We start from the raw sequence: 20,471 nt of genomic DNA on the forward strand, positions 1-20,471 counted from the left end.
GCCGATCGACGGTTGATCATTCGAGCGTACGGCAGCGTACCGTGGCTTATGTTGCGTTTTGTCGTTTCGGCCTGCCAGCCAGCAGCCCGCGCGGTCGGATCGAGCGCACCGGCTCGGCCGCGCCACCCTCGGCGCGCAGGATGTGGTTCGCGGCGATGATCCCGGTCGCGGCCGAGCGTTCCATCAACGCGCTCGGGAAGTCCGTGGCGATGCCGTCGCCGGCCAGGTAGATGCCGTTCGCGTCGGTGCGGACCCCCGGCCGCCAGGCGTGGCTGCCCGGCGTGAACGCCGGCGCCTGCGCCTCCACCCGGGCCCGCAGCTCGCGGACCCGCAGGTCGCCGGCCTCCGGCCAGAGCGCTACCAGCTCGCGGCGCATCCGCTCGGCCAACTCCTCGGCTGGCACGCCGGGCTCGCAGGCGTACGCGTGCAGCTCGATGACCGACCCGCCGGTCTGCCGCGCCCAGCGCCGCGGCTCGTTCTCCAGCCGGTGGTAGAGCGTCACCGAGTCCAGCGTGGGCTGGCGGGACACGCCGCTGAACACCGCCCGCTCGGCGGCCACGTCCCCGTCACACCAGTACCGCGCCACGGCGTACGGCGGGCCGGGGGTGCCGAAGGCCGCCATCCGTCCCGCCAGCTCGGGTGCCTGCGCGGCCAGGTCCGGGGAGGCCGCGACCAGCGCGGCGAGCGCCGGCGGGTCGACGGCGAGCACGACGTGACCCGCCGGATGGCTACCGTCGTCGGTGGTCGTCACCCGCCAGCCCTCGGCGTCGCGGTGCACCCCGGTGGCAGCGCAGCTCGTGAGGACCCGGCCGCCGTGCTTCTCCACGTGCCGGGTCAGCGGCTCCCAGATCGCCGTGGCGTAGTCCTCGTCGGGGCAGTCGAAGGCCAGCCCTTCCGGGTTGCCGAGCAGGTAGAAGTGGAACTGGGCGACCATCTCGGCGGCCGACATCTCCGCCTCGTGGTTGAAGAACGAGTGCGAGAAGACCTCGAACAGCATCGCCCGCGCCCGGTCCGGCAGCCGCAGCGACGCCAGCAACTCGTCGGCCGTGGTGTCGTCCAGGTCGGCGTACGTGCGCACCGGGTCGTAGCTGAGCAGCGGCAGTGCCGCGTCCCGATCCATCAGTCGCAGGTCGGCCAGGCGCAGGCTCGGGCTGCGCAGCAGCAGCGCCAGCAGGTTCGCCGGCGGCGCGGGCGGCAACCTGCCGAACTCCTCGGTCGGCCACTGCTCGCTGAGGATCGGGTAGCCCGGAATGGGCCTGAGGAAACCCAGGTCCGGATCGACCCGGCGGAGGATGGACCGCCAGTTGTAGTACTGCCGGAAGAACGCGTGGAAGCCATGCTCGTTCTGCTGGCTGCCGTCGGCGAGCGCCTCCGGCCAGGCGCCCAGTCGGCCACCGAGGGTGGGCGCCGCCTCCAGCACAGTGACCGCCACACCCCGCTCGGCCAGCACCACCGCCGCCGACATCCCGGCGATGCCGCCACCCACCACCAGCGCCGTGGTCGGTCGCGGCACCCGGTCGGCGCCACCGCCGCCCGGGTCCACCTGGTGCTGCCGTACGCCGATCAGCCGACCTACCACTTGCGACAGCGCCATGGGCCCAGTCTGCCCCACCTCGGCTCAGTCGGCCGGTAGGCAGCGGCGGGGACGGTCGGAGGCCGGCCAGACGTACTCCAGATCCTCCGGCACGTCGTCGCCGAACAGCGGGCGGTAGTGCGTCGGGTCCTTGCGCAGCAGCGACGAGCGGTGGCTCAGGTGCAGGTCGTCGCGGCCCAGCCACGGTGGCAGCTCACCGGCTCGGGCCAGCTCGTCCTGTGTTCGTACGACGCCGGCCCCGCAGGCGTCGGCGAGGTCGACGGTCATCGTGGTGGCGCAGGTGTCGGCCCGCCCCGGTTCGGTCCAGACCGCGCACATGTCCAGCCCGTAGCGGACGAGCGCCTCCTCGTACCCGGCCCACATCTTCACGGCCGGGTGGTTGCGCCAGCCGTACCCGGGTCGGGTGAGCCCGCGCAGCACCTGGATGGCCTCCACCCGCTGCTTGCCCAGCCGCTTCTGGTCCAGCGTGCGGGCGCTGGCCAGAAAGCCCGGGTACGGGAGGAACGTCTGCATGTCGCTGCTCTACCCGTCGTCGAGGCGGACATACCTGGGCACGGGATGATCGGGACGGGGTCGCCCACCGTGGCCGTGCTGATTACGATCCGGGCATGGCGGAGCCGTGGCGGGACCGGGCGCGACGGGCGGTCGAGTGGAACTGGCGGCTGCGGTCCGTTGGTGATCCGCGCCCGCTCTACGTGATCTGCGGGAAGGACGCGCTCGCCTACTACGTGGCCCGGGCGATGCTCGAATCCGAGCTGCCGGCGGGTGGGGCCCGGGTGACAGTCGTGGTGCCGGAGCGTTACCGCAGCAACGGGCCGGACGTGGCCGGGCTGCGCGGGGTCCGGGTGGTTCGCTCGGACCGGCTGGACGTGGCCACCTTCGAGGCCGCCGGTCTGGCCGGGGCGACCGGGCTGGCCCTGCTGCACCAGGACGACGTGGGCAACCTGCACGCCGCGCTCTGCGCCCAGGCCGTCGACCAGCGGGTCCGTCAGGTGCTGCGGATGTTCAACGGCACCCTCGCCGACGGCGTTCGCAAGCTGCTCAAGGCACCGGTCGAGGTGCTCTCCGACGCCGAGATGGCAGCGCCGGCCTTCGTGGCCGCCGCGCTCAACGAGGTAGACCCGAGTTCGTTCCAACATCGGGACAAGACGCTGCGGGTGGCGCGGCGGGCCGACGTCCGACCGCAGGACGTGGTCTGCGCGTTGGCGCACCTCAGCGAGGCGCAGGGGGTGGAGCTGCTGCCGGCCGATCAGGCCGGCGCCGACCTGGTGCTCGCCGAGGCGACCGGTCAGCCACCGGGCACCGAGGTCGCCGCCCGGCGGTTGGTCCGGGCGCGTCGGCGGCGTCGTCCGGTCTCTGTGGTGATGGGGGCGGTACGCGGCTTCGCCACCCGCAAGATCGGCATTGCGGTGATGGCGGTGCTCGCGCTGATCGCGGTGCTGGGGGCGCTGATCTCCCGGGCCGAGGACGTCTCTCCGCTGGAGGCGCTGTACCTGACGCTGGTCACCACGCTCAGCGGCGCCGACCCGGACACCACAAAGGCGGCGGACGCCCAGATCATGCAGGTGGTGCTCAACCTGGCCGGGTTGGCGCTGATTCCGCTGATCACCGCCGTCGTGGTGGACGGCATCGTCAACGCCCGGCTGGCCCTGCACACCGGCCGTCTGCAACCCCCGCGGGTCGGGCACGTGGTGGTGATCGGCCTCGGCAACGTCGGCACCCGGGTGGTGGCGCAACTGCGCGAGTACGACGTCGAGGTGGTGGCGATCGACAAGGATCCGGAGCCGCGTGGCGCCGCCCTGGCCCGCCAACTGGAGGTGCCGCTGATCGTCGGCGACGCCGCGTTGCCGGAGACGCTGGTCGCCGCCTCGGTGGCCGACTGCCAGGCGCTGGTGGTGGCGTCCACCGACGACGTGGCCAACCTGGAGGCGGCGCTCGCCGCCCGCGATCTCCGCGCCGACCTGCGCGTCGTGCTTCGGCTCTTCGACGGTGACTTCGCCGAACGGGTGGAGGAGACCTTCGCGCTCGGGGTGTCCCGCTCGGTGTCCTACCTGGCCGCCCCGGCCTTCATCGGAGCGCTCACCGAACGCGCCGTGATCAGCACCATCCCTGTCGACCGGCACGCGCTGCCGGTCGCCGAGGTGCCGGTCGCCGCCGGCTCCGAGCTGGACGGCCGACCCCTGGACGTGGTCAACCGGGACGGGCAGGTCCGGCTGATCGCCCGCACCCCGGCGGGCGGCGCCAAGACGATCTGGTGGAAGGACCTCGACCCCCGGCAGGTGATCTTCGCCGGTGACCGGCTGACAGTGGTCGCCCGGCGGCGCGGGTTGGACTGGCTGACGCGGCAGTGTGCCCCGCCGGCCCACCCGGGCCCGATCTTCCGGCCGGCCGGGCCGGTCCACGGCGGAGTCCACGCCCCAGCGGCGGCACCGCCGTCGGTGCCGGGCCAGACAGGTTCGGGAGTTGGCGCGGCACATCCCGTTCCGCCCGCCGGAGAGGTGCCGTCGACGTCCAACGGCGGTCAACCTGACGATCTCGAGCTGACCCGTCGGCACGACGGGCCCGGCGAGGTGAGCTGACACCACCCGGGGCGGCCGGTGCGGCACCCACCGGTGGAGACCGCCGAGTATGGTGCGCCCGTGCTTGGTGGTGGGGTGGGTCGACGAGCCCGTGACGCGCAACGACCGCGACGCGACACTGCGGTCGTACGGTGGCTGCGGGCTCGGCCCAGGTGGTGGCCGCTCGCGGCGGCCGGTCTGGTCGTTGCGGTGGTCGTCGGCTGGGCGCTGTGGCCCACGGCCGAGCCGGAGCCGCGCCAGCGTGAGTACCGGGCCGAGACGGCATGCCTGCTCACCGGCACGGCGGGTGTGGCGGCTCCCGAGGCCCGTCCGGTGTGGACAGGAATGCAGGAAGCCTCTCTCGCGACGCAGGTCAAGGTGCAGTTCCTTGAGGTGGACGGCCCTCAGACCGGCGAGAACGCCGAAACGTTCCTCGCCAGCCTGGTGCAGAGCCGCTGCGGGGTGATCCTCGCCGTCGGCGAGGCGCCGGTGCAGGGAGTGGGCACCACCGCCGCGCGGTTCCCCGCTGCGAAATTCGTCGCCTTCGGTGCCGCAACCCCGGGGCCCAATGTGGTCGTCGAGGATGCCACCGACCCGGAAACGGTGCAGCGTAAGGCCCGCGACCTGGTCACCGCACTCGCCTCCTCCAAGGACTGACGCTCCAAGGTTTCTCTCAGGATTGGCCGTTCGGACAGCTTGTGCCGAAGATCGACGAGCCCTCACACTCCGCGTTGGTAATTTCACTTCACGGGGGAGGGGACCGGCCATGCGCCGATCCGTTACCACTGGCGCGCGCCGCGCGGCATTCGTGGTCGCCGTTGTCTTCGGGCTGACGGTCGCCATACCGGCCGACGTGGTGCGGCCGGGCGGCGAGTTTCCACTGACGTGGCTGACCTGGTTCGCGCAGCGTCCCGCCTGGTCGGCGACCGCGGCGTTCGTGGGCCTCCCCGTGCAGCAGAGGGGGAAGCCGGTCACTGTCGACCCGCACGTCCCGGCTTCGGCGACAGATGCCGGCACGGGTGCGGGCCGAGCACCCCAGCCCGCGCCCGGCACCCTGGCGGCGTACCAGCCGCACCAGCTGGCCACCACCCCCGAGGTCACTGATGTGGCCGAGCCGGGCTTCGACGCCCGGACCAGCACCCGGGACGCCCGCAAGTCGAGTGCGCGCTCGGACATCTTCGCGAACGCCGACGGCTCCCTCACCAAGCGCACCTACAACCGCCCGGTCAACTACCGCGCGGCGGACGGCAGCTGGCAGAAGATCGACTCAAACCTCACCCGCCGTTCCGACGGCCGTCTGCACGTCACGGCGAACCGGCTCGGCGTGTCGGTGACCGACGGCACCCCGGGTGCGACAGGGCGCGCCGCCGCCTCGGCCGCCGCCGGCGACCTCGCCCAGCTCACCCTGCCCGGCGGCGAGAGCGTCGGCTACCGGCTCGAGGGCGGCACCGTCAACGCGCCCGAGGTGACCGGGCCGACCGCCCGCTACCGGGACGTTCTCCCGCACACCGACCTGGAGTTGACCACCTTCGACGCCGGCATCAAGGAAACTCTGGTGCTGCGCTCGCCGGAGGCGGCGTCGAGCTGGGTGTTCCCGCTGCGGCTCACCGGCCTGACCCCACGACTCACCACCGCGGGCTCGGTGGAACTGCTCAACGCCGACGGCAAGGCCGTGGCCTGGTTCCCGCACGGCTCGATGCAGGACTCGAAGGTCGACCCCCGATCCGGCGCCCCGGCCGAGTCCGACGCCGTCACGTTCGAGATCGTCACGGTCGACGGCGCACCCGCGCTGAAGGTCGTGGCCGATCCGGCCTGGCTGCGGGACCCGGCCCGCCAGTACCCGGTCCGGGTGGACCCCACCACGACCACCGGAACCACCGGCGACGTCTACGTCGACAGCGACAGCGAGACCACCGATCAGAACGGTGACAACCTGCCGGTCGGCACGTATGACGGCGGCGGCGTGAAGGCCCGCTCGTTCATCCACTTCGACGAGTTCACCAGCGACGGCCTCGCCGGCAAGCGATTCAGCGCCGCCAAGCTGCGCCTGTACCACACCTGGTCGTTCAACTGCACCTCGCACAAGGCGTTCGACGTGCACCGGGTGACGCAGGCGTGGACGGTCGCCGGCCTGACCGCCGGTGCGCACCCCGGGCCGACCATCTCCCCCTCGATCGGCTCGCTGACCATCACCGACAACTACCCGGCCTGCACCAACAACCCACCCAACCGGAGCACCGGCAAATGGGTCACGGTGCCCCTCGCCGTCGACACGTTCAACGACTGGTCGACCGGTGGCCTGAACGAGGGTCTCGCGCTGACCGCCTCCGAGACGGACTCGACGGCCTGGAAGCGGTTCACCGCCGCCAACTACTCGGACGGCAGCTACAAGCCGTACCTGGAGCTGACGTACACCAACAACGTCGCGCCGCAGGTCAACGTCCGCTACCCGACGAACAACGCTGTCGTGCAGACCCTCACCCCGGAGCTGCACTCCCGGGCGGTCGACCCGGACAAGTGGCCGAACAAGGGGTTCACCTACAACTACGTGGTGGCGGACGCCGGGACCGGCGCTGTGGTGGCCAACTCGGGCTGGGTCGCGACGGCGAGTTGGACCCTCCCGGCCGGCAAACTGACCTGGAACAAGAGCTACCTCTACACCGTCCAGGTCAACGACAAGGCCGGCTCCAGCGCGGTCTACCCGGCGTACGCGTTCACGACGTCGGTGCCGCAGCCGCTGCTCACCGGGAGCCTGACGCAGAACTCCGGCAAGGGCTACGACCCCGGCATCGGCAACTACACCACCTCGGCCACCGACGCCAGCGTCGCCACTGTCGGCCCGTCGCTGGCGATCACCCGTAGCTACAACAGCCTGGATGCCCGGCGCAACAACGCCTTCGGCGCCGGCTGGTCCAGCATGCTCGACACCCGGGCCACGCAGGTGCGCGACGTGGCGGGTCAGGTGCAGTCGGTCCTCATCACGTACCCGACCGGCCAGGACGTGGCACTCGGCCGTAACGCCGACGGCACGTTCACCCCGGCTTCCGGCCGATTCTCCATCCTGAAGGAGAACAAGGACGTCAGCGGTGCCGTCACCGGTTACACACTGACCGACAAGGACGCGTCTCTCTACGTCTTCGCCCAGTCCGCCGGCAACGGAGTCTTCAAGATCACTAGCGTCACCGACGCCAACGGTCGGACGATGACGTTCACGTACGACGCCAGCTCGAACGTGACGAAGGTGACCTCCGCTTCCGGCCGGTCCCTGCACGTCACCTGGTCGACCCCGGCCGGCTCGACGTACGCCCACCCGGCGACGGTGTCGACCGACCCGGCCGTCCCGGGCGACGCGAGCACCTCGACGACCTGGCAGTACACCTACGGCACGAACGACCAACTGGCGAAGGTGTGCCCTCCGACGAGCGCCACGGCCTGCACCACCTACCAGCACGACACCACCTCGCAGTACGCCAACGCGACGCTGAACGCCGGGCCGTACTCGTACTGGCGGCTGACCGAGGCTGCCGGCGCCACCACGGCGGCGAGCTCGGTGCTGGGCAACGCGGGCGTGGACAACGCCCGTTACAACAACGTCGCGCTGGGTCAGGCGGCGGCGCTGCCCGGCTCCACAGCGACCACCGCCGGCTTCAACGGCACCACCTCCCACGTGCAGCTGCCGGGCAACCTGGTCAGCGACGGCCAATACCAGTCGGTGAGCATGTGGTTCAAGACCACCACCCCGAACGGCGTGCTGTTCAGCTACCAGGCCGACGCGATCACCAAGGGCACCACTGCCGCCAACTACACCCCGTCGATCTACATCGGCAATGACGGCAAGCTGCGTGGCTCGTTCTGGAACGGCTTCCCGTCCCCGATCAACACGAACGTGACGGTCACCGACGGCGCGTGGCACCACGTGGTGCTGGCCGGTGCCGGGGACACCCAGAAGATCTACCTGGACGGGGTCGACCGGGGAACCCTCGACGGCACCGTCGCCCAGGTTCCCGGCGGGTCGGCGAACGTGCTGGTCGGCGCCGGGTTCGTCGGCGGTGGCTGGCCGAGCCACGTCAACAGCGGTGTCACGCCCGCCCGGGCCACCTACTTCACCGGCTCGATCGCCGAGGTGTCGTTCTTCAACCAGGCGCTCACCGGCACCACTGTCACCGCGCTGCACGACTCCGGCCGAACCGCTCATCCGGTGCTCACCAAGGTGGTCCGCCCCTCCGGCGGGGTCACCGCCCAGGTCGGCTACGACAAGGGTTCCGGTCGGGTGTCCGCCGTCACCGACGAGAACGGCGGCGTCTGGTCGATGGGCACGCCCACCGTCTCGGGCAGCAGTGACGTCTACGCGGCCTCGGTGCTCGGCGGCAAGCCGGCCGACTACTGGCGGCTCGGCGACGTCGAGGCGACGGACGCCGCCAATGAGGTGCAGGGCGGCGTCGCCACCTACAGTTCCGCCACCCTGGGGGTCGCCGGTCCGTTCAGCGACAGTCGGGCGGCATCCTTCAACGGCACCAGCTCGTACCTGCAGCTCCCACCGGAAGACGCGCCGACCACCGGACCCAACTCGGTGGAGATGTGGTTCAAGATGCCGGCCGGCAACACCGCCGGTGGGGTTCTCTACGGATACCAGGCCAGCCCGGTGACGGACCCGGCCGTGGCCGGTATGTGGACTCCAGCGCTCTACGTCGGTACGGACGGCAAGCTGCGGGGCGGTTTCTGGACCGGTAGCGCGACCCGGGTCATCACCAGCGGTGGCGTGGTCAACGACGACAAGTGGCACCACCTGGTGCTGTCCGCGGCCAACGCCACCCAGTCGCTCTACCTCGACGGTGCCGCGGTCGGCAAGCTCGACAACGCGCTGGCCGCCGCCGACGGGCAGAACGTGTACGTCGGCGCGGGCAAGTGGGCCGGCGCCTGGCCGGGGCGTGGTGCCCGCGATGTCGGGTACTTCCCGGGATCGATCGCCGAGGTCGCCTTCTACCGCTCACAGCTCTCCGCCGACCAGGTCGGCGCGCACTTCCAGGCGTCGAAGCAGACCGCACCTGTCGCGGTAACGATGGTCAACGGTGTCGCGAGCGCGATCCCGATGCCCGTCTCCACCGTCTCGGTCACCGGGCCCACGGGCGAGAAGGTGTCCTACAGCTACGACCTGGTCAACGGTAACCGGATGGTCGCCCAGACCGACGGGCTGGGCAACACCACCAAGTTCGGGTACGACGTGGGCGGCTACGGCAACCTGACGTACGACCCGCGCGGGGTCTGGTCCCAGGAACTCCAGGACGCCCGGGGCAACACGAAACAGGTCATCACCTGTCAGGACCAGTCGGCCAGCAAGTGCTCGTCGGTCTACTACACCTACTACGCCAACTCGGCCGAGCCCCTGAACTGGGCGGCTGCCACGCTGCCGACGATGTTCGAGGACTTCAGCGGTGACGGTGCCCCGGACGTGGTCTACCGGGCCGCCGACAACACCATCCAGATGGTGCAGGGCAACGGTGCCGGCGGTTGGCTGACCAGCCTGCCGACCCCGACCGGGGCCAGCCTGGCCGCGGCGAACATGGCAGTGGCGGCAAAGGACTTCTCCGGCGACGGCAAGCCCGACCTCCTGTGGCGCAACGCCTCCGACGGCAACCTCTACATGCTCAACGGCAACGGAGCGGGCGGCTGGGTGTCGAGCACCCCGGTCAAGATCGGCCCGGTTGTCAGCGCCGCGGACCTGATGGTCTACTCCAAGGACTTCAGCGGTGACGGCAAACCCGACATCATCTACCGCAACTCCACCGACAAGAACCTGTACCTGCTGAAGGGCAACGGCTCGGGTGGCTGGTTGAGCGCCACCCCGACCCTCATCGGCCCGAACGTCAGCGCCGCGAACCTGCTCGTCTCGCCGGGTGACTTCGACGGCGACGGCAAGGCCGACGTGATCTACCGCAGCAGCGCTGACAACAACCTCTACATGCTGCGGGGCAACGGCTCCGGCGGCTGGTTGAGCGCCACCGCCACCCGGATCGTCACCGGGTGGAGCAGCGCCAAGGCCCTGCTCAGCGCGGGGGACTTCGACGGCGACAAGTTGGCCGACCTTCTCTACCTCAAGAGCACCGACAACGACATGTACCTGGTGTCGGGCAACGGGACCGGTGGTTGGGCGACCGGCAGCTCCATCAAGATCGGTGGTACGCCCGACCCGCGCAACGACGTCATCCTGACCATGCGGGACGGCCGATCGTCGTCGGCGACTGACAACCGGTACCTGACCAGCTACGGCTACGACGGCAAGGGCAACCAGACCAGCATCACGGACCCGTTGGGCCGGATCACCCGTACCACCTTCACCGACGGCACCACCGTCGCGGCAAAGGACGGCGGGTTCGCCCCGGCCGGCCTGCCCGCGGCGGTGACCACCCCCGGTGGGCAGACGCAGACCATCACCTACTACGCCAGCGGCGACGTCGCCGAGATGGTCGAGCCGGGCGGCACTGTCACCCGCTACACGTACGACGGGCTGGGTCGCCTGCTCACCGAGACCGAGCTGACCACCAGCTACCCCGCAGGGCTCACCACCAGCCACCAGTACGACCGGCTGGGCCGCGAGATCGCCGAGACCGAGCCGGGGGTCACCAACCGGGTCACCGGCGCGATCCACACCGCCCGCACCACCACGGTCCACGACGACGACGGCAACATCACCGAGGTCACCGTCAGCGACCTGACCGGCGGCGACGCGTCCCGGACCGAGCGGCACACCTACAACTCGTACGGGCAGGAGTCGACGACCACCAACGGCGTCAACCAGACCACTGCCTTCGAGTACGACAGGTACGGCCGGGTGGTGAAGGAGACCGGCCCGGACGGAGGGGTGACCACCAGCACCTACGACGTCGAGGGCAACCTCATCACCTCGACGGTCAAGGGCTACACGGGTGACCCGAACAACCCGTCGGCCCCCCGCGACCTGGTGACCACCACCCGGGCGTACGACCCGGCGGGCCGGCTGGCCAGCGAGACCGACGCGATGGGCTGGACCACCAGCTACACGTACACCGACAACGGTCTGGAGGCGAAGGTCAGCCGGACCGACGGCACCCGGACGTTCGTGGTGGAGGAGAACCTCTACGACGCCGCCGGCAACGCGGTCAGCGAGATCACCAACAACGGCCACACCGTCACCGCCACGGAGTACGACGCGGCGGGCCGGACGACGGCCTCGATCGTCGACCCCAACGGCCTGAAGCGCCGCACCGCGTTGACCTACGACGCCGACGACAATGTCATCTCCACAGTGTCCTCCGGGCCGGACGGCACTGTCACCAGCGTCTCCGACGCTCTCTACGACGGCGCCGGCCGTGCCATCGCCGAGACGGAGTACCCGTCGGCGGCACTGACCCCGGTCGCACGCTGGAAGCTCGACGAGACCAGCGGTACCAAGGCCGCCGACTCCACCGGCAACAGCCCGGCCGCCGCGATCGGCAACGTCACCTGGTCCACCGACCGGGGCGGCTCGGCTGCTCTCGACGGCACGAGCGCCTACCTGAAGACCGGCCCGGTCGTGGACACCAAGCGCGCGTTCACGGTCTCCGCCTGGGTCAAGCTCAAGTCCGGCGGCCCGAATACCGACCAACTCGTCATCGCGGCGCCCGGCTCGAACGGCAGCTCCGCTCTGAAGTTGTACTACGCGCCGGCCCAGAGCCGCTGGTTCTTCGCGATGGCGGTGCGTAAGGCCGACGGCACCGTCACCTGGCTCGGGGGCGGCGGTCCGACCGGCTCCGCGGTCGTCGACGCGTGGACGCACCTGTCGCTCGTCATGGACCCGGTGGGGAAGACGGGCAAGCTCTACGCCGATGGCAGCCTCCAGACCACGGTGGCCACCACCGAGGCCTTCAACAACACCGCGACCGGCTTCACCATCGGCGGTGCGGACGGCTTCGGCTGGTTCCCCGGCGGCATCGACGACGTACAGGTCTACCAGAAGGCCCTGACCGACGCGGAGGTCTCGCAGGTCAAGGCGGGAACCGCCCCGGCGGTCGACGCGCAGGTCATCCGTACCTCGCAGGTGCTGGACTCCGACGATCTGCCCACCTCGGTCACCGACCCGAATGGCAACACCACCCACTACGGGTACGACGAGGAGGGCCGGGCGGTGAAGACCACCGCCCCCGCGGCGATGACCGAGCAGCCCGGTCAGGTTCCGGCTCTGGCCAACGCGGTGAGCCTGGTCGGGTTCAACACCTTCGACGAGCCGACCGACACCCGGGACGCGAACGGCAACTGGTCGGTGGTGGAGTACGACGCGGTCGGCCGGACGGTGTCGGAGAAGGCACCCGCGTACACCCCGCCCGGAACGGCGACGCCGATCGTGCCGGAGACCCGGCAGAGCTACGACGAGAGCGGCCAACTGGAGGCGGTCACCGACCCGCTGGGCAAGGTGACCCGCTACGAGTACGACCAGCTCGGCCGGGTGTCGAAGGAGATCGCGCCGAACGACGGCGCCTCCACCTACACCTACGACGACGCGGGCAACGTGTTGTCGTCGACCGACCCGACCGGTGCGGTGAGCGCCGCGACCTACGACTACCTGGGTCGCGCGCTCACCTCGACGGAGGTGGTGCGGCAGGAGGGCAAGAGCCACACCACCAACTACACGTACAACGCTCAGGGCTGGCCGTCGCAGGTCACCACGGCCGCCGGCGTGAACAGCTCGACGACGTACAACGTGCTCGGTGACCCGCTGACGGTCACCGACGGCGCCAACAACGTGAGCCGCTACGAGTACGACTCCGAGGGTCGGACCACGAAGACGATCCGCCCGGACGGCTCGTACGCCTCGGTCACCTACGACATGGCGGATCGGGCCACCCGCACCGCCGAGTACAGCCCGACCGGAACGTTGCTGTCGGAGCAGTCGGCCCGCTACGACCGGGCCGGCAACATGGTGGCCAGCACCGACGCCCGCCGCACCACAGTGACCTACGAGTACGACGCGACGGGTGTGGTCACCAAGGAGACGCAGCCGATCTCCGCGTCGGACTCCATCGTCACCACGTTCGGCTACGACCTGGAGGGCAACCGCACGCGGTTCACCGACGGACGGGGCAACGCCTTCCACACCGGGTACAACTCGTGGGGGCTGCCGGAGGCGATGATCGAACCGGCAACCGCCGCGCACCCGGACCCGGCGGACCGGACCTTCACCCTGTCGTACGACAAGTCCGGTCGCCCGGCGAAGCAGACCATGCCGGGCGGGGTCGCGGTCACCAACGAGTACGACGATCTGGGTCAACTGGTCCGGCAGTCGGGCGCGGGGGCCGAGGTCGCCACGGAGGACCGGAGCTTCGGCTACGACGTCGCCGGCCGGATGACCTCACTGTCCGGATCGGGTGGCACGAATACCATCGCGTACGACGACCGGGGCCTGCCGAGGTCGGTGACCGGCCCGTCGGGGAACTCGACGTTCGGCTACGACCCGGACGGCCGGCTGGCCTCCCGGCAGGACGCGGCCGGCACGACCTCCTACACCTACGACGGCGCGGGTCGGCTCTCGACGCTGGCCAACTCGTCGGCCGGTGTGCAGATGGCCTACACCTACAACACGCTCTCCCAGGTTAAGAAGATCACGTACGGGTCGAACGGCAACACCCGCGACTTCACCTTCGACCCGCTGCGGCGGCTCACCGGCGACGAGTTGAAGTCGTCAGCGGGGGCGTCGCTCGCGAAGATCACGTACGGCTGGGACGAGAACAGCAACATCACCTCGAAGTCGACGACGGGCTTCGCCGGTTCGGCCGCGAACACCTACACCTACGACCTGGCGGACCGGCTGACGTCCTGGAACAACGGCGCCAGCACCACGGCGTACGCGTACGACAAGTCCGGCAACCGCGTGCAGAACGGCTCCAAGCTGTTCACCTACGACCAGCGGAGCCGGCTGCTCACCGCCGACGGCGCGAGCTACACCTACACGGCCCGGGGCACCCTGGCCAACGCCGGCGGCAACATCACCCGCACCGACGCCTTCGGACAGGTGGTGTCGCAGCAGTCGACCGCCGGCACACAGACCTACACGTACGACGGTCTGGGTCGGGCGATCCGCCCCGGCCACTCGTACACCGGTCTGGGTAACGACCTGGCGGCCGACTCCAGCGCGAGCTACGTGCGGGGGCCGTCCGGCGAGGTGGTCGGGACCACCGGCGGCGGTAACCAGCGGATGGTCTGGACGGACCTGCACTCCGACGTGGTCGGGCAGTTCACCCCGACCGGGACGGCGCTGACCGGCTCGGTGACCTACGACCCGCTGGGCAAGGCGCTCAACACCAGCGGCCTGCTCGGCCAGCTCGGCTACCAGTCGGAGTGGACCGACGCGCTGACCAACCGGGTGAACATGCACGCCCGCTGGTACAACACGGACACCGGCCAGTTCGACACCCGGGACACGGCGAGCAACAGCCCGTTGCCGGACTCGATCAACGCCAACCGCTACCAGTACGGCGACGCGAACCCGATGACCGTCACCGACCCGAGTGGACACTTCGGCCTGGGCAGCCTGAAGAGGTCCTTCTCCCGCGCGGTCAGCTCGGTCACCTCGAGTGTCCGCTCGTACGCGTCGTCCGCCTACTCGTACGCCTCGTCGGCCTACTCGTACGCCTCGTCGGCCTACTCGTACGCGTCGTCGGCCTACAGCGCCGCGAAGTCGACTGTGAAGAAGACCGCCTCGCGGGCCAAGGCGGCGGTGAAGAAGAAGTATCACCAGGCCAAAAAGAAGTACAACCAGGTCAAGAAGCAGGTCAAGAAGAAGTACAACCAGGCCAAACGGGCGGTCAAGAAGAAGTACAACCAGGCCAAGAAATACGTCGCCAAGAAGGTGGCGGCGGTCAAGAAACGCGCCAAACAGGCCGCGGCGAAACTGAAGCAGGCCGGTAAGAAGATCGCGGCCAAGGCACATCGGGTGGTCAAGAAGGCCACCACCGCCGTACGAGACGCCGCGAACGCGACGACCAAGTGGGTCAAGGAACACAAGGACGTCCTGCTGGAGGTCGCCGCGATCGGCGGCGCGATCCTCGCGGGTATCGCCTGTACGGCGGTGACCGCCGGTGTCGGTGCGATTGCCTGCATGGCCGGCGCCGGGGCGCTGATCAGCCTGGCCAAGGACGCCGCGCAGGGCGACATCCACAGCATCGGCGACGCGCTGGGCTCCCTGGGTACCGGCGCGGTCACCGGACTGATCGGCGGTGCGGGCGGCGCCATCGCGGCGCGGGTCGGTGCGGCAGTGGCAAAGAAGGTCGGCACCGGCCTGGTCGGCCGGTTGGCGACCGAGGCCGCCGAGAACGGCATCGAGGACGCGGTCGGGCAGCTGGCCACGTCGGGCACCTACAACCCGCGGGCTGCCGCGGAGAACATGGTGCCGGGGCTCGGTGGGTTGAGCCGCAAGGGCGGCGGGGGCGCGCGTTCCGGTGTTGGTATTTCGGTCGGTGGCGGGGGCGGAGGGTGCCCGAGATCCGGCGGTCGCCGGCACAGCTTCGATCCGAAGACGCAGGTCCTGATGGCGGACGGCACGAGCCGTCCGATCGAGGACGTCAACGTCGGCGACAAGGTCATGGCCACCGACCCGCTGGCCGGTAAGTCGGAGCCGAAGCAGGTCACCCAACTGCACCGGAACGTCGACAAGGACTTGACCGACCTCACCGTCCGTGACCAGGACGGCAAGGTGACGAAGGTCGAGACGACCTGGCACCACCCGTTCTGGAACGACTCAGAGCGGAAGTGGGACGACGCCAAGGATCTGAAGCCGGGCACCAAGCTGCTGGTCAAGGACAAGAGAGCGGTCACCGTCGTCTCGGTGCTCAACAAGCTTGGCGCCGAGGACATGCGCGATCTCACCGTCGCCGACATCCACACGTACTACGTGGTCGCCGGTGACGACCCGGTCCTCGTCCACAACTGCGGCGGCGGCGAGGACGGCCATGGCGATGCGTGCCAATGTGCCAGCGGCGGGCGGGCGATCGGGCCGAATGGTCGGTTCCTGCCGAACGCCAACGCTCCTGTCCCGGGGGCGGTGGATGCCAACGGCATGGTGCGCGGAACGAACGAGCCCGGTTTCACGACGAGCAGGGGCGGTTGGCGGGCAGATACCACGAACGCCGCCTGGACGGACGGAACGCCGGGACCTAAGGGTGGCGTGATGTGTCCTCGCCAGGGGCCAAAGTGCGCGGGCGAGGTGTTCCGCAATCCGACGGCAGGCCAGCCGGCCGGGGACATGGGCCATTGGCCGGAAGCGCATACAAACCGCTCCTATCCCGCCGACATATCCCGCGAGGATTTCCTGGACGAATATCAGAAGGACGTGCGAATAGAATGCATACCTTGCAACCGAGGTGCCGGTAACCGGCAGGACGGGTAAGGTGCCGGGGTGCCTCTACTGATCGATCATCTCGAGCGACGCCTGGGACAGCTGACCAGTGGCTGGAAGGGGGCCCCACGAGAAGGGCTGCCAGCCGTCAACGTGGCGTGCTTCACCGGCGGTGTCTTCAGCGAGACCACCGGCTACGCCACCGTGGGGCTCAGTCGTGTGCCCCTGCACCACCCTGGCCACGACAGGCACCTCTTTTTGGAGTTCATCGCCGCCGAGCACGGTCCTGACGACGTTGCACTCAGCATGCTCCCCCGCGTGCTGGAATTCGTTGTGTCGATGTGTCTTGACACCCGCGAGGCCGTGGTCCGGGGCGACGTCATTCCTTTGCCGGAAGACGTGGTCCGAGGCTCCCGTTTTACCTTCCTGTATGCGGCGCTGCCCGTCTACTACGACGCGGACTTCAAGTCTCTCGTTGTTGAGAACGGTGATCCGGTGGCTATCGCATGGCTGATTCCCGTGACATCCGGCGAAGCGCAACTCGTGGCCGAACGCGGTTGGAGCGAGTTTGAGCAGGAATTACTCAAGCATGACCCCGATCTCATGGACATGAACAGGGAAGTCATCGCCTAGTGATGCGTGATGCCGACGGCGTTGGATAGGCGGCACCGCGTTCTCTGCGGGTTGCCTGATGGACACGAGTTCAGCGGAGAGGGCTGGTGAGGGAGGGCTGTGCCGGGCCAGCGACTACTCAGATTCCCAGCTTGTGGTGGCGTACGTTGTCGGCTACTACGCCCTGGCTGCCGGTAGCGTCGCCCCCGCTGATGCCTCGCCTCGCCTGCAGCAGGGGGCCGGCCGCTACCACCAACCGGTGGTGATCCTGACTCAGCTCGGGGTCGACCGCAGCGCCCAGGGTGTCGGGCTGGGTCGAGCCCTGGTGGTCGACGCACTGCGGCGGATAGCTGCCGCCTCCGAGGTCATCGGCGTACGCGCGGTGCTCATTCACTGCGAGACGGAAGCCGCCCGCGACTTCTACCAGCGGCTGACCCTCCAGATCCGCAAGGTCGGCGGAACGGGTCAGTAGGAACCGACAGGCAGTGGGCGACAATCCATGGCATGCGTTTCCGCATCCTGGGTCCGACCCAGGTCGTGTTGGCCGACGGGCGAGAGGTCCCCGTGGGCGGTCCGCGGCTGCGCGCCCTGCTGGCGCTCCTCCTGCTCGACGCGGGCCGGGTGGTCTCCGCCGAGCGGCTGATCGACGGCCTGTACGGGGAGCATCCGCCGCGGGGAGCGGCCAACGCGCTCCAGTCCCAGGTGTCGCGGCTGCGTCAGGCCCTGCCCGCCGAGCATGACCCGGTCGAGTTTCACCCGGCCGGTTATCGCCTGGCAGTGGATCCCGACGATGTCGACGCGTACCGGTTCGAGCGCCTTGCCGAGGCGGGGCGCCGCGCGCTCGCCAGCGGTGACTGGCCCCGGGCGGCGACGGTGTTGCGCGAGGCGCTGGAGTTGTGGCGGGGTCCCGCCCTGGCCGATGCCATCGGTGCGGCCGGCGCGCCCGCCCAGGCGGCCCGGCTGGACGAGCTGCGGTTGGCCGCCATCGAGGACCGGGTCGAGGCGGACCTGGCGTTGGGCGCACAGAGCGCGCTGATCGCTGAGTTGCGGGAGTTGGTCGTCGCGCATCCCCTCCGGGAGCGCTCGCGGGGCCAGCTCATGCGTGCCCTGGCGGCACTGGGTCGGCCGGCGGAGGCGCTGGCCGAGTTCGAGGACGCCCGGCACACGCTGGCCGAGCAACTCGGCGTCGACCCGTCGGCGGAGCTGGCCGCGGTTCACCTGGCGGTGTTGCGCGGTGAGGAACGCGGGTCGGTCGAACCGGTGCTGCCGGGCCAACTCACCACGTTCGTCGGGCGGGAGGAGGAGCTCAAGCGCGTCGGGGACCTGCTCGTCGAGCGGCGGCTCGTCACCCTCACCGGTCCCGGGGGCGCGGGCAAGACGCGCCTGGCGATCGAGGCCGCGGGCCGGGTCGACGGGGAGGTCCGTTTCGTCGAGCTGGCCGGGCTGGCCGACGGGTCGGACGTTCCGCAGGCGGTGTTGAGCGCGCTCGGCCTGCGCGACGCGGGCCTGCGCGCCCCGGCCGAGCCGGGCTGGCAGACCACCGATCGGCTGGTCGAGGCGCTCGCCGAGCGGCGACTGCTGCTGGTGCTCGACAACTGCGAGCACGTCCTCGTCGACGCGGCCCGGCTGGCGGCCCGGTTGCTGAGAGCGTGCCCGGCGTTGCGCGTCCTGGCCACGAGTCGGGAGCCGCTGGGGCTGGCCGGTGAGGCGCTGTGCCCGCTGTCCGGGCTCGCAGTGCCACCGCTCGGCGCGTCCGCCTTGGACGCCGACGACTACGCGGCGGTCGGCCTCTTCGCTCAGCGGGCCGCCGACGTCGCGCCCGACTTCACCGTGACGCCGGCCAACGTGGAGATGGTGCTGCGGATCTGCCGCAGCCTGGACGGCCTGCCGCTGGCGATCGAGTTGGCCGCCGCGCGGCTGCGGGCGCTGTCCGTCGCCGAGGTGGCCGCCCGCCTCGACGACCGGTTCCGGCTGCTGTCGACCGGCAACCGGGCCGCGTCGCCGCGACACCGCACGCTGCGGGCCGTCGTCGAGTGGAGTTGGGATCTGCTCGACGACGCGGAACGGAAGGTGGCCCGACGGCTGACCGTCTTCGCCGGTGGGGCGACGCTGGAGGCGGCCGGGCGGGTCTGCGGCCTGCCCACCTTCGAGTTCGTCGACGCGCTGACCGGTCTTGTCGACAAGTCCTTCGTGGAGATGACCGGCGGCCGGTACCGGATGCTCGAGACGGTCCGGGCCTTCTGCGCCGAGCGTCTCGCCGAGGCCGGTGAGGCCGATCAGCTCCGTCGCGCGCACACCGCGTACTTCCTGGAATTCGCCTGGACCGCCAGCGACCACCTCCGCTGCGCGGAGCAGCTGCACTGGCTGCGACGGCTCGACGCGGAGCGGGACAACCTCCATGCGGCGTTGCGGCGGGCCACCGCCGCCGGTGACACGTCCGACGCGGCCGGGCTGGTCGCGGCCCTGTCGTTCTACTGGTGGCTGCGCGGCATGCGCGGAGAAGGGGCGAGGCTCGCCACCGACGTCCTCGACCTGCTCGGCGCCGAAGCACCGCCGGGGCTGACCGAGGAGTTCGCCCTCTGCGTCTACAACGCCTCGCTCGCCGGCTCCGGCCCTTTGCCGTCCCTCGGGACGCAGCGGTCCGTGATCCGCAGCCTCGGCCGGGCGCCCCGACAGCCGTTCCTGCTGTACCTGTCGGGGATCTCGACGGGGCCGCCGTCCGGAGGCGCCGAGGATGTCGACGAGCTGATGGGAGAGCTGCGACGCCTGGTCGGCGCGGACCCCTGGATCAACGCACTCGGCGCGATGGGCAGCGGCTCGGCGCTCATGTGGAGCGACAAATGGGACCGGGCCGAGGCCGCGCTGGCCACCGCGCTCGACGGCTTCCGCGGCACCGGGGACCGGTGGGGCACCATGATCACGCTCGGTGCGCTCGGCGAACTGGCCGCCTGGCAGGGCGATCCGGCGACGGCGGGCGCGCACATGGACGAGGCCATGGGACTGGTCGAGGCGCTCGGGTCGGCCGTCGACCAGGCCGACATGCTGCGTACCCGGGGCGAGATAAGGCTGCGCGCCGGTGACCTCGCGGCGGCGCACGACGACTTCGCCGGTGCGCTGCTCCTCGCGCAGCGCAGCGGCGCGCCCGAGTTCGTGGCCAGCGCCCGGCTCGGCCTCGCCCAGGTGGCCCGGGTGCGCGGCGACCTGGCCGCCGCGAGGCGGTTCTGCGAGGAGGCGTTGGCCGGTGGGCTCACCGGCTGGTACGTCGGCGAGGCCGCCCGTGCGGAGATCATTGTCGTTCTCAAGGAGATCGCCGAGGCGGAGAAGGTCGGTGCGCCGCCGTCAGCGGACGGTGCGTGACCGGTCA

The 20,471-nt window shown here is 70.3% G+C and carries 8 protein-coding genes; 6 read left to right on the plus strand and 2 right to left on the minus strand.

The annotated features are described in order from the left end of the window. Positions 1-46: 46 nt before the first annotated feature. Both NIE79_RS00405 and NIE79_RS00415 read right to left on the minus strand, forming a co-directional pair. Positions 47-1,594 carry an FAD-dependent oxidoreductase gene (locus NIE79_RS00405; RefSeq protein ID WP_274523386.1) on the minus strand — a complete coding sequence of 516 codons (1,548 nt, stop codon included), beginning with the start codon at positions 1,592-1,594 and terminating at the stop codon, positions 47-49. A 24-nt stretch (positions 1,595-1,618) separates the two neighbouring features. After that, the gene (locus NIE79_RS00415) at positions 1,619-2,107 is read right to left on the minus strand and encodes an MSMEG_6728 family protein (RefSeq protein WP_238676590.1); all 489 of its coding nucleotides are present in this window, start codon (positions 2,105-2,107) and stop codon (positions 1,619-1,621) included. A 95-nt stretch (positions 2,108-2,202) separates the two neighbouring features. Between NIE79_RS00415 and NIE79_RS00420 the strand changes: the two genes are divergently transcribed. From NIE79_RS00420 to NIE79_RS00445, 6 genes are all read left to right on the plus strand, one after another. Next, positions 2,203-4,173: a potassium channel family protein gene (locus NIE79_RS00420; protein WP_238676591.1), complete on the plus strand. Its 1,971-nt coding sequence runs from the start codon at positions 2,203-2,205 to the stop codon at positions 4,171-4,173. Between the two features lie 189 nt (positions 4,174-4,362). Further along, positions 4,363-4,809 carry a type 1 periplasmic-binding domain-containing protein gene (locus tag NIE79_RS00425; RefSeq protein WP_238676592.1) on the plus strand — a complete coding sequence of 149 codons (447 nt, stop codon included), beginning with the start codon at positions 4,363-4,365 and terminating at the stop codon, positions 4,807-4,809. A 109-nt stretch (positions 4,810-4,918) separates the two neighbouring features. Further along, positions 4,919-16,546: a LamG-like jellyroll fold domain-containing protein gene (locus NIE79_RS00430; protein ID WP_238676593.1), complete on the plus strand. Its 11,628-nt coding sequence runs from the start codon at positions 4,919-4,921 to the stop codon at positions 16,544-16,546. A 9-nt stretch (positions 16,547-16,555) separates the two neighbouring features. Then, positions 16,556-17,128 (plus strand): suppressor of fused domain protein, encoded by a 573-nt coding sequence (locus NIE79_RS00435; protein WP_238676594.1) that lies wholly within the window; start codon positions 16,556-16,558, stop codon positions 17,126-17,128. 58 nt (positions 17,129-17,186) lie between these two features. Next, positions 17,187-17,579: a GNAT family N-acetyltransferase gene (locus NIE79_RS00440; RefSeq protein ID WP_238676595.1), complete on the plus strand. Its 393-nt coding sequence runs from the start codon at positions 17,187-17,189 to the stop codon at positions 17,577-17,579. Between the two features lie 32 nt (positions 17,580-17,611). Beyond that, positions 17,612-20,464 (plus strand): AfsR/SARP family transcriptional regulator, encoded by a 2,853-nt coding sequence (locus tag NIE79_RS00445; protein ID WP_238676596.1) that lies wholly within the window; start codon positions 17,612-17,614, stop codon positions 20,462-20,464. Positions 20,465-20,471: the final 7 nt, after the last annotated feature.

Source organism: Micromonospora trifolii (genome assembly GCF_022229005.1).
GTDB lineage: Bacteria > Actinomycetota > Actinomycetes > Mycobacteriales > Micromonosporaceae > Micromonospora > Micromonospora trifolii.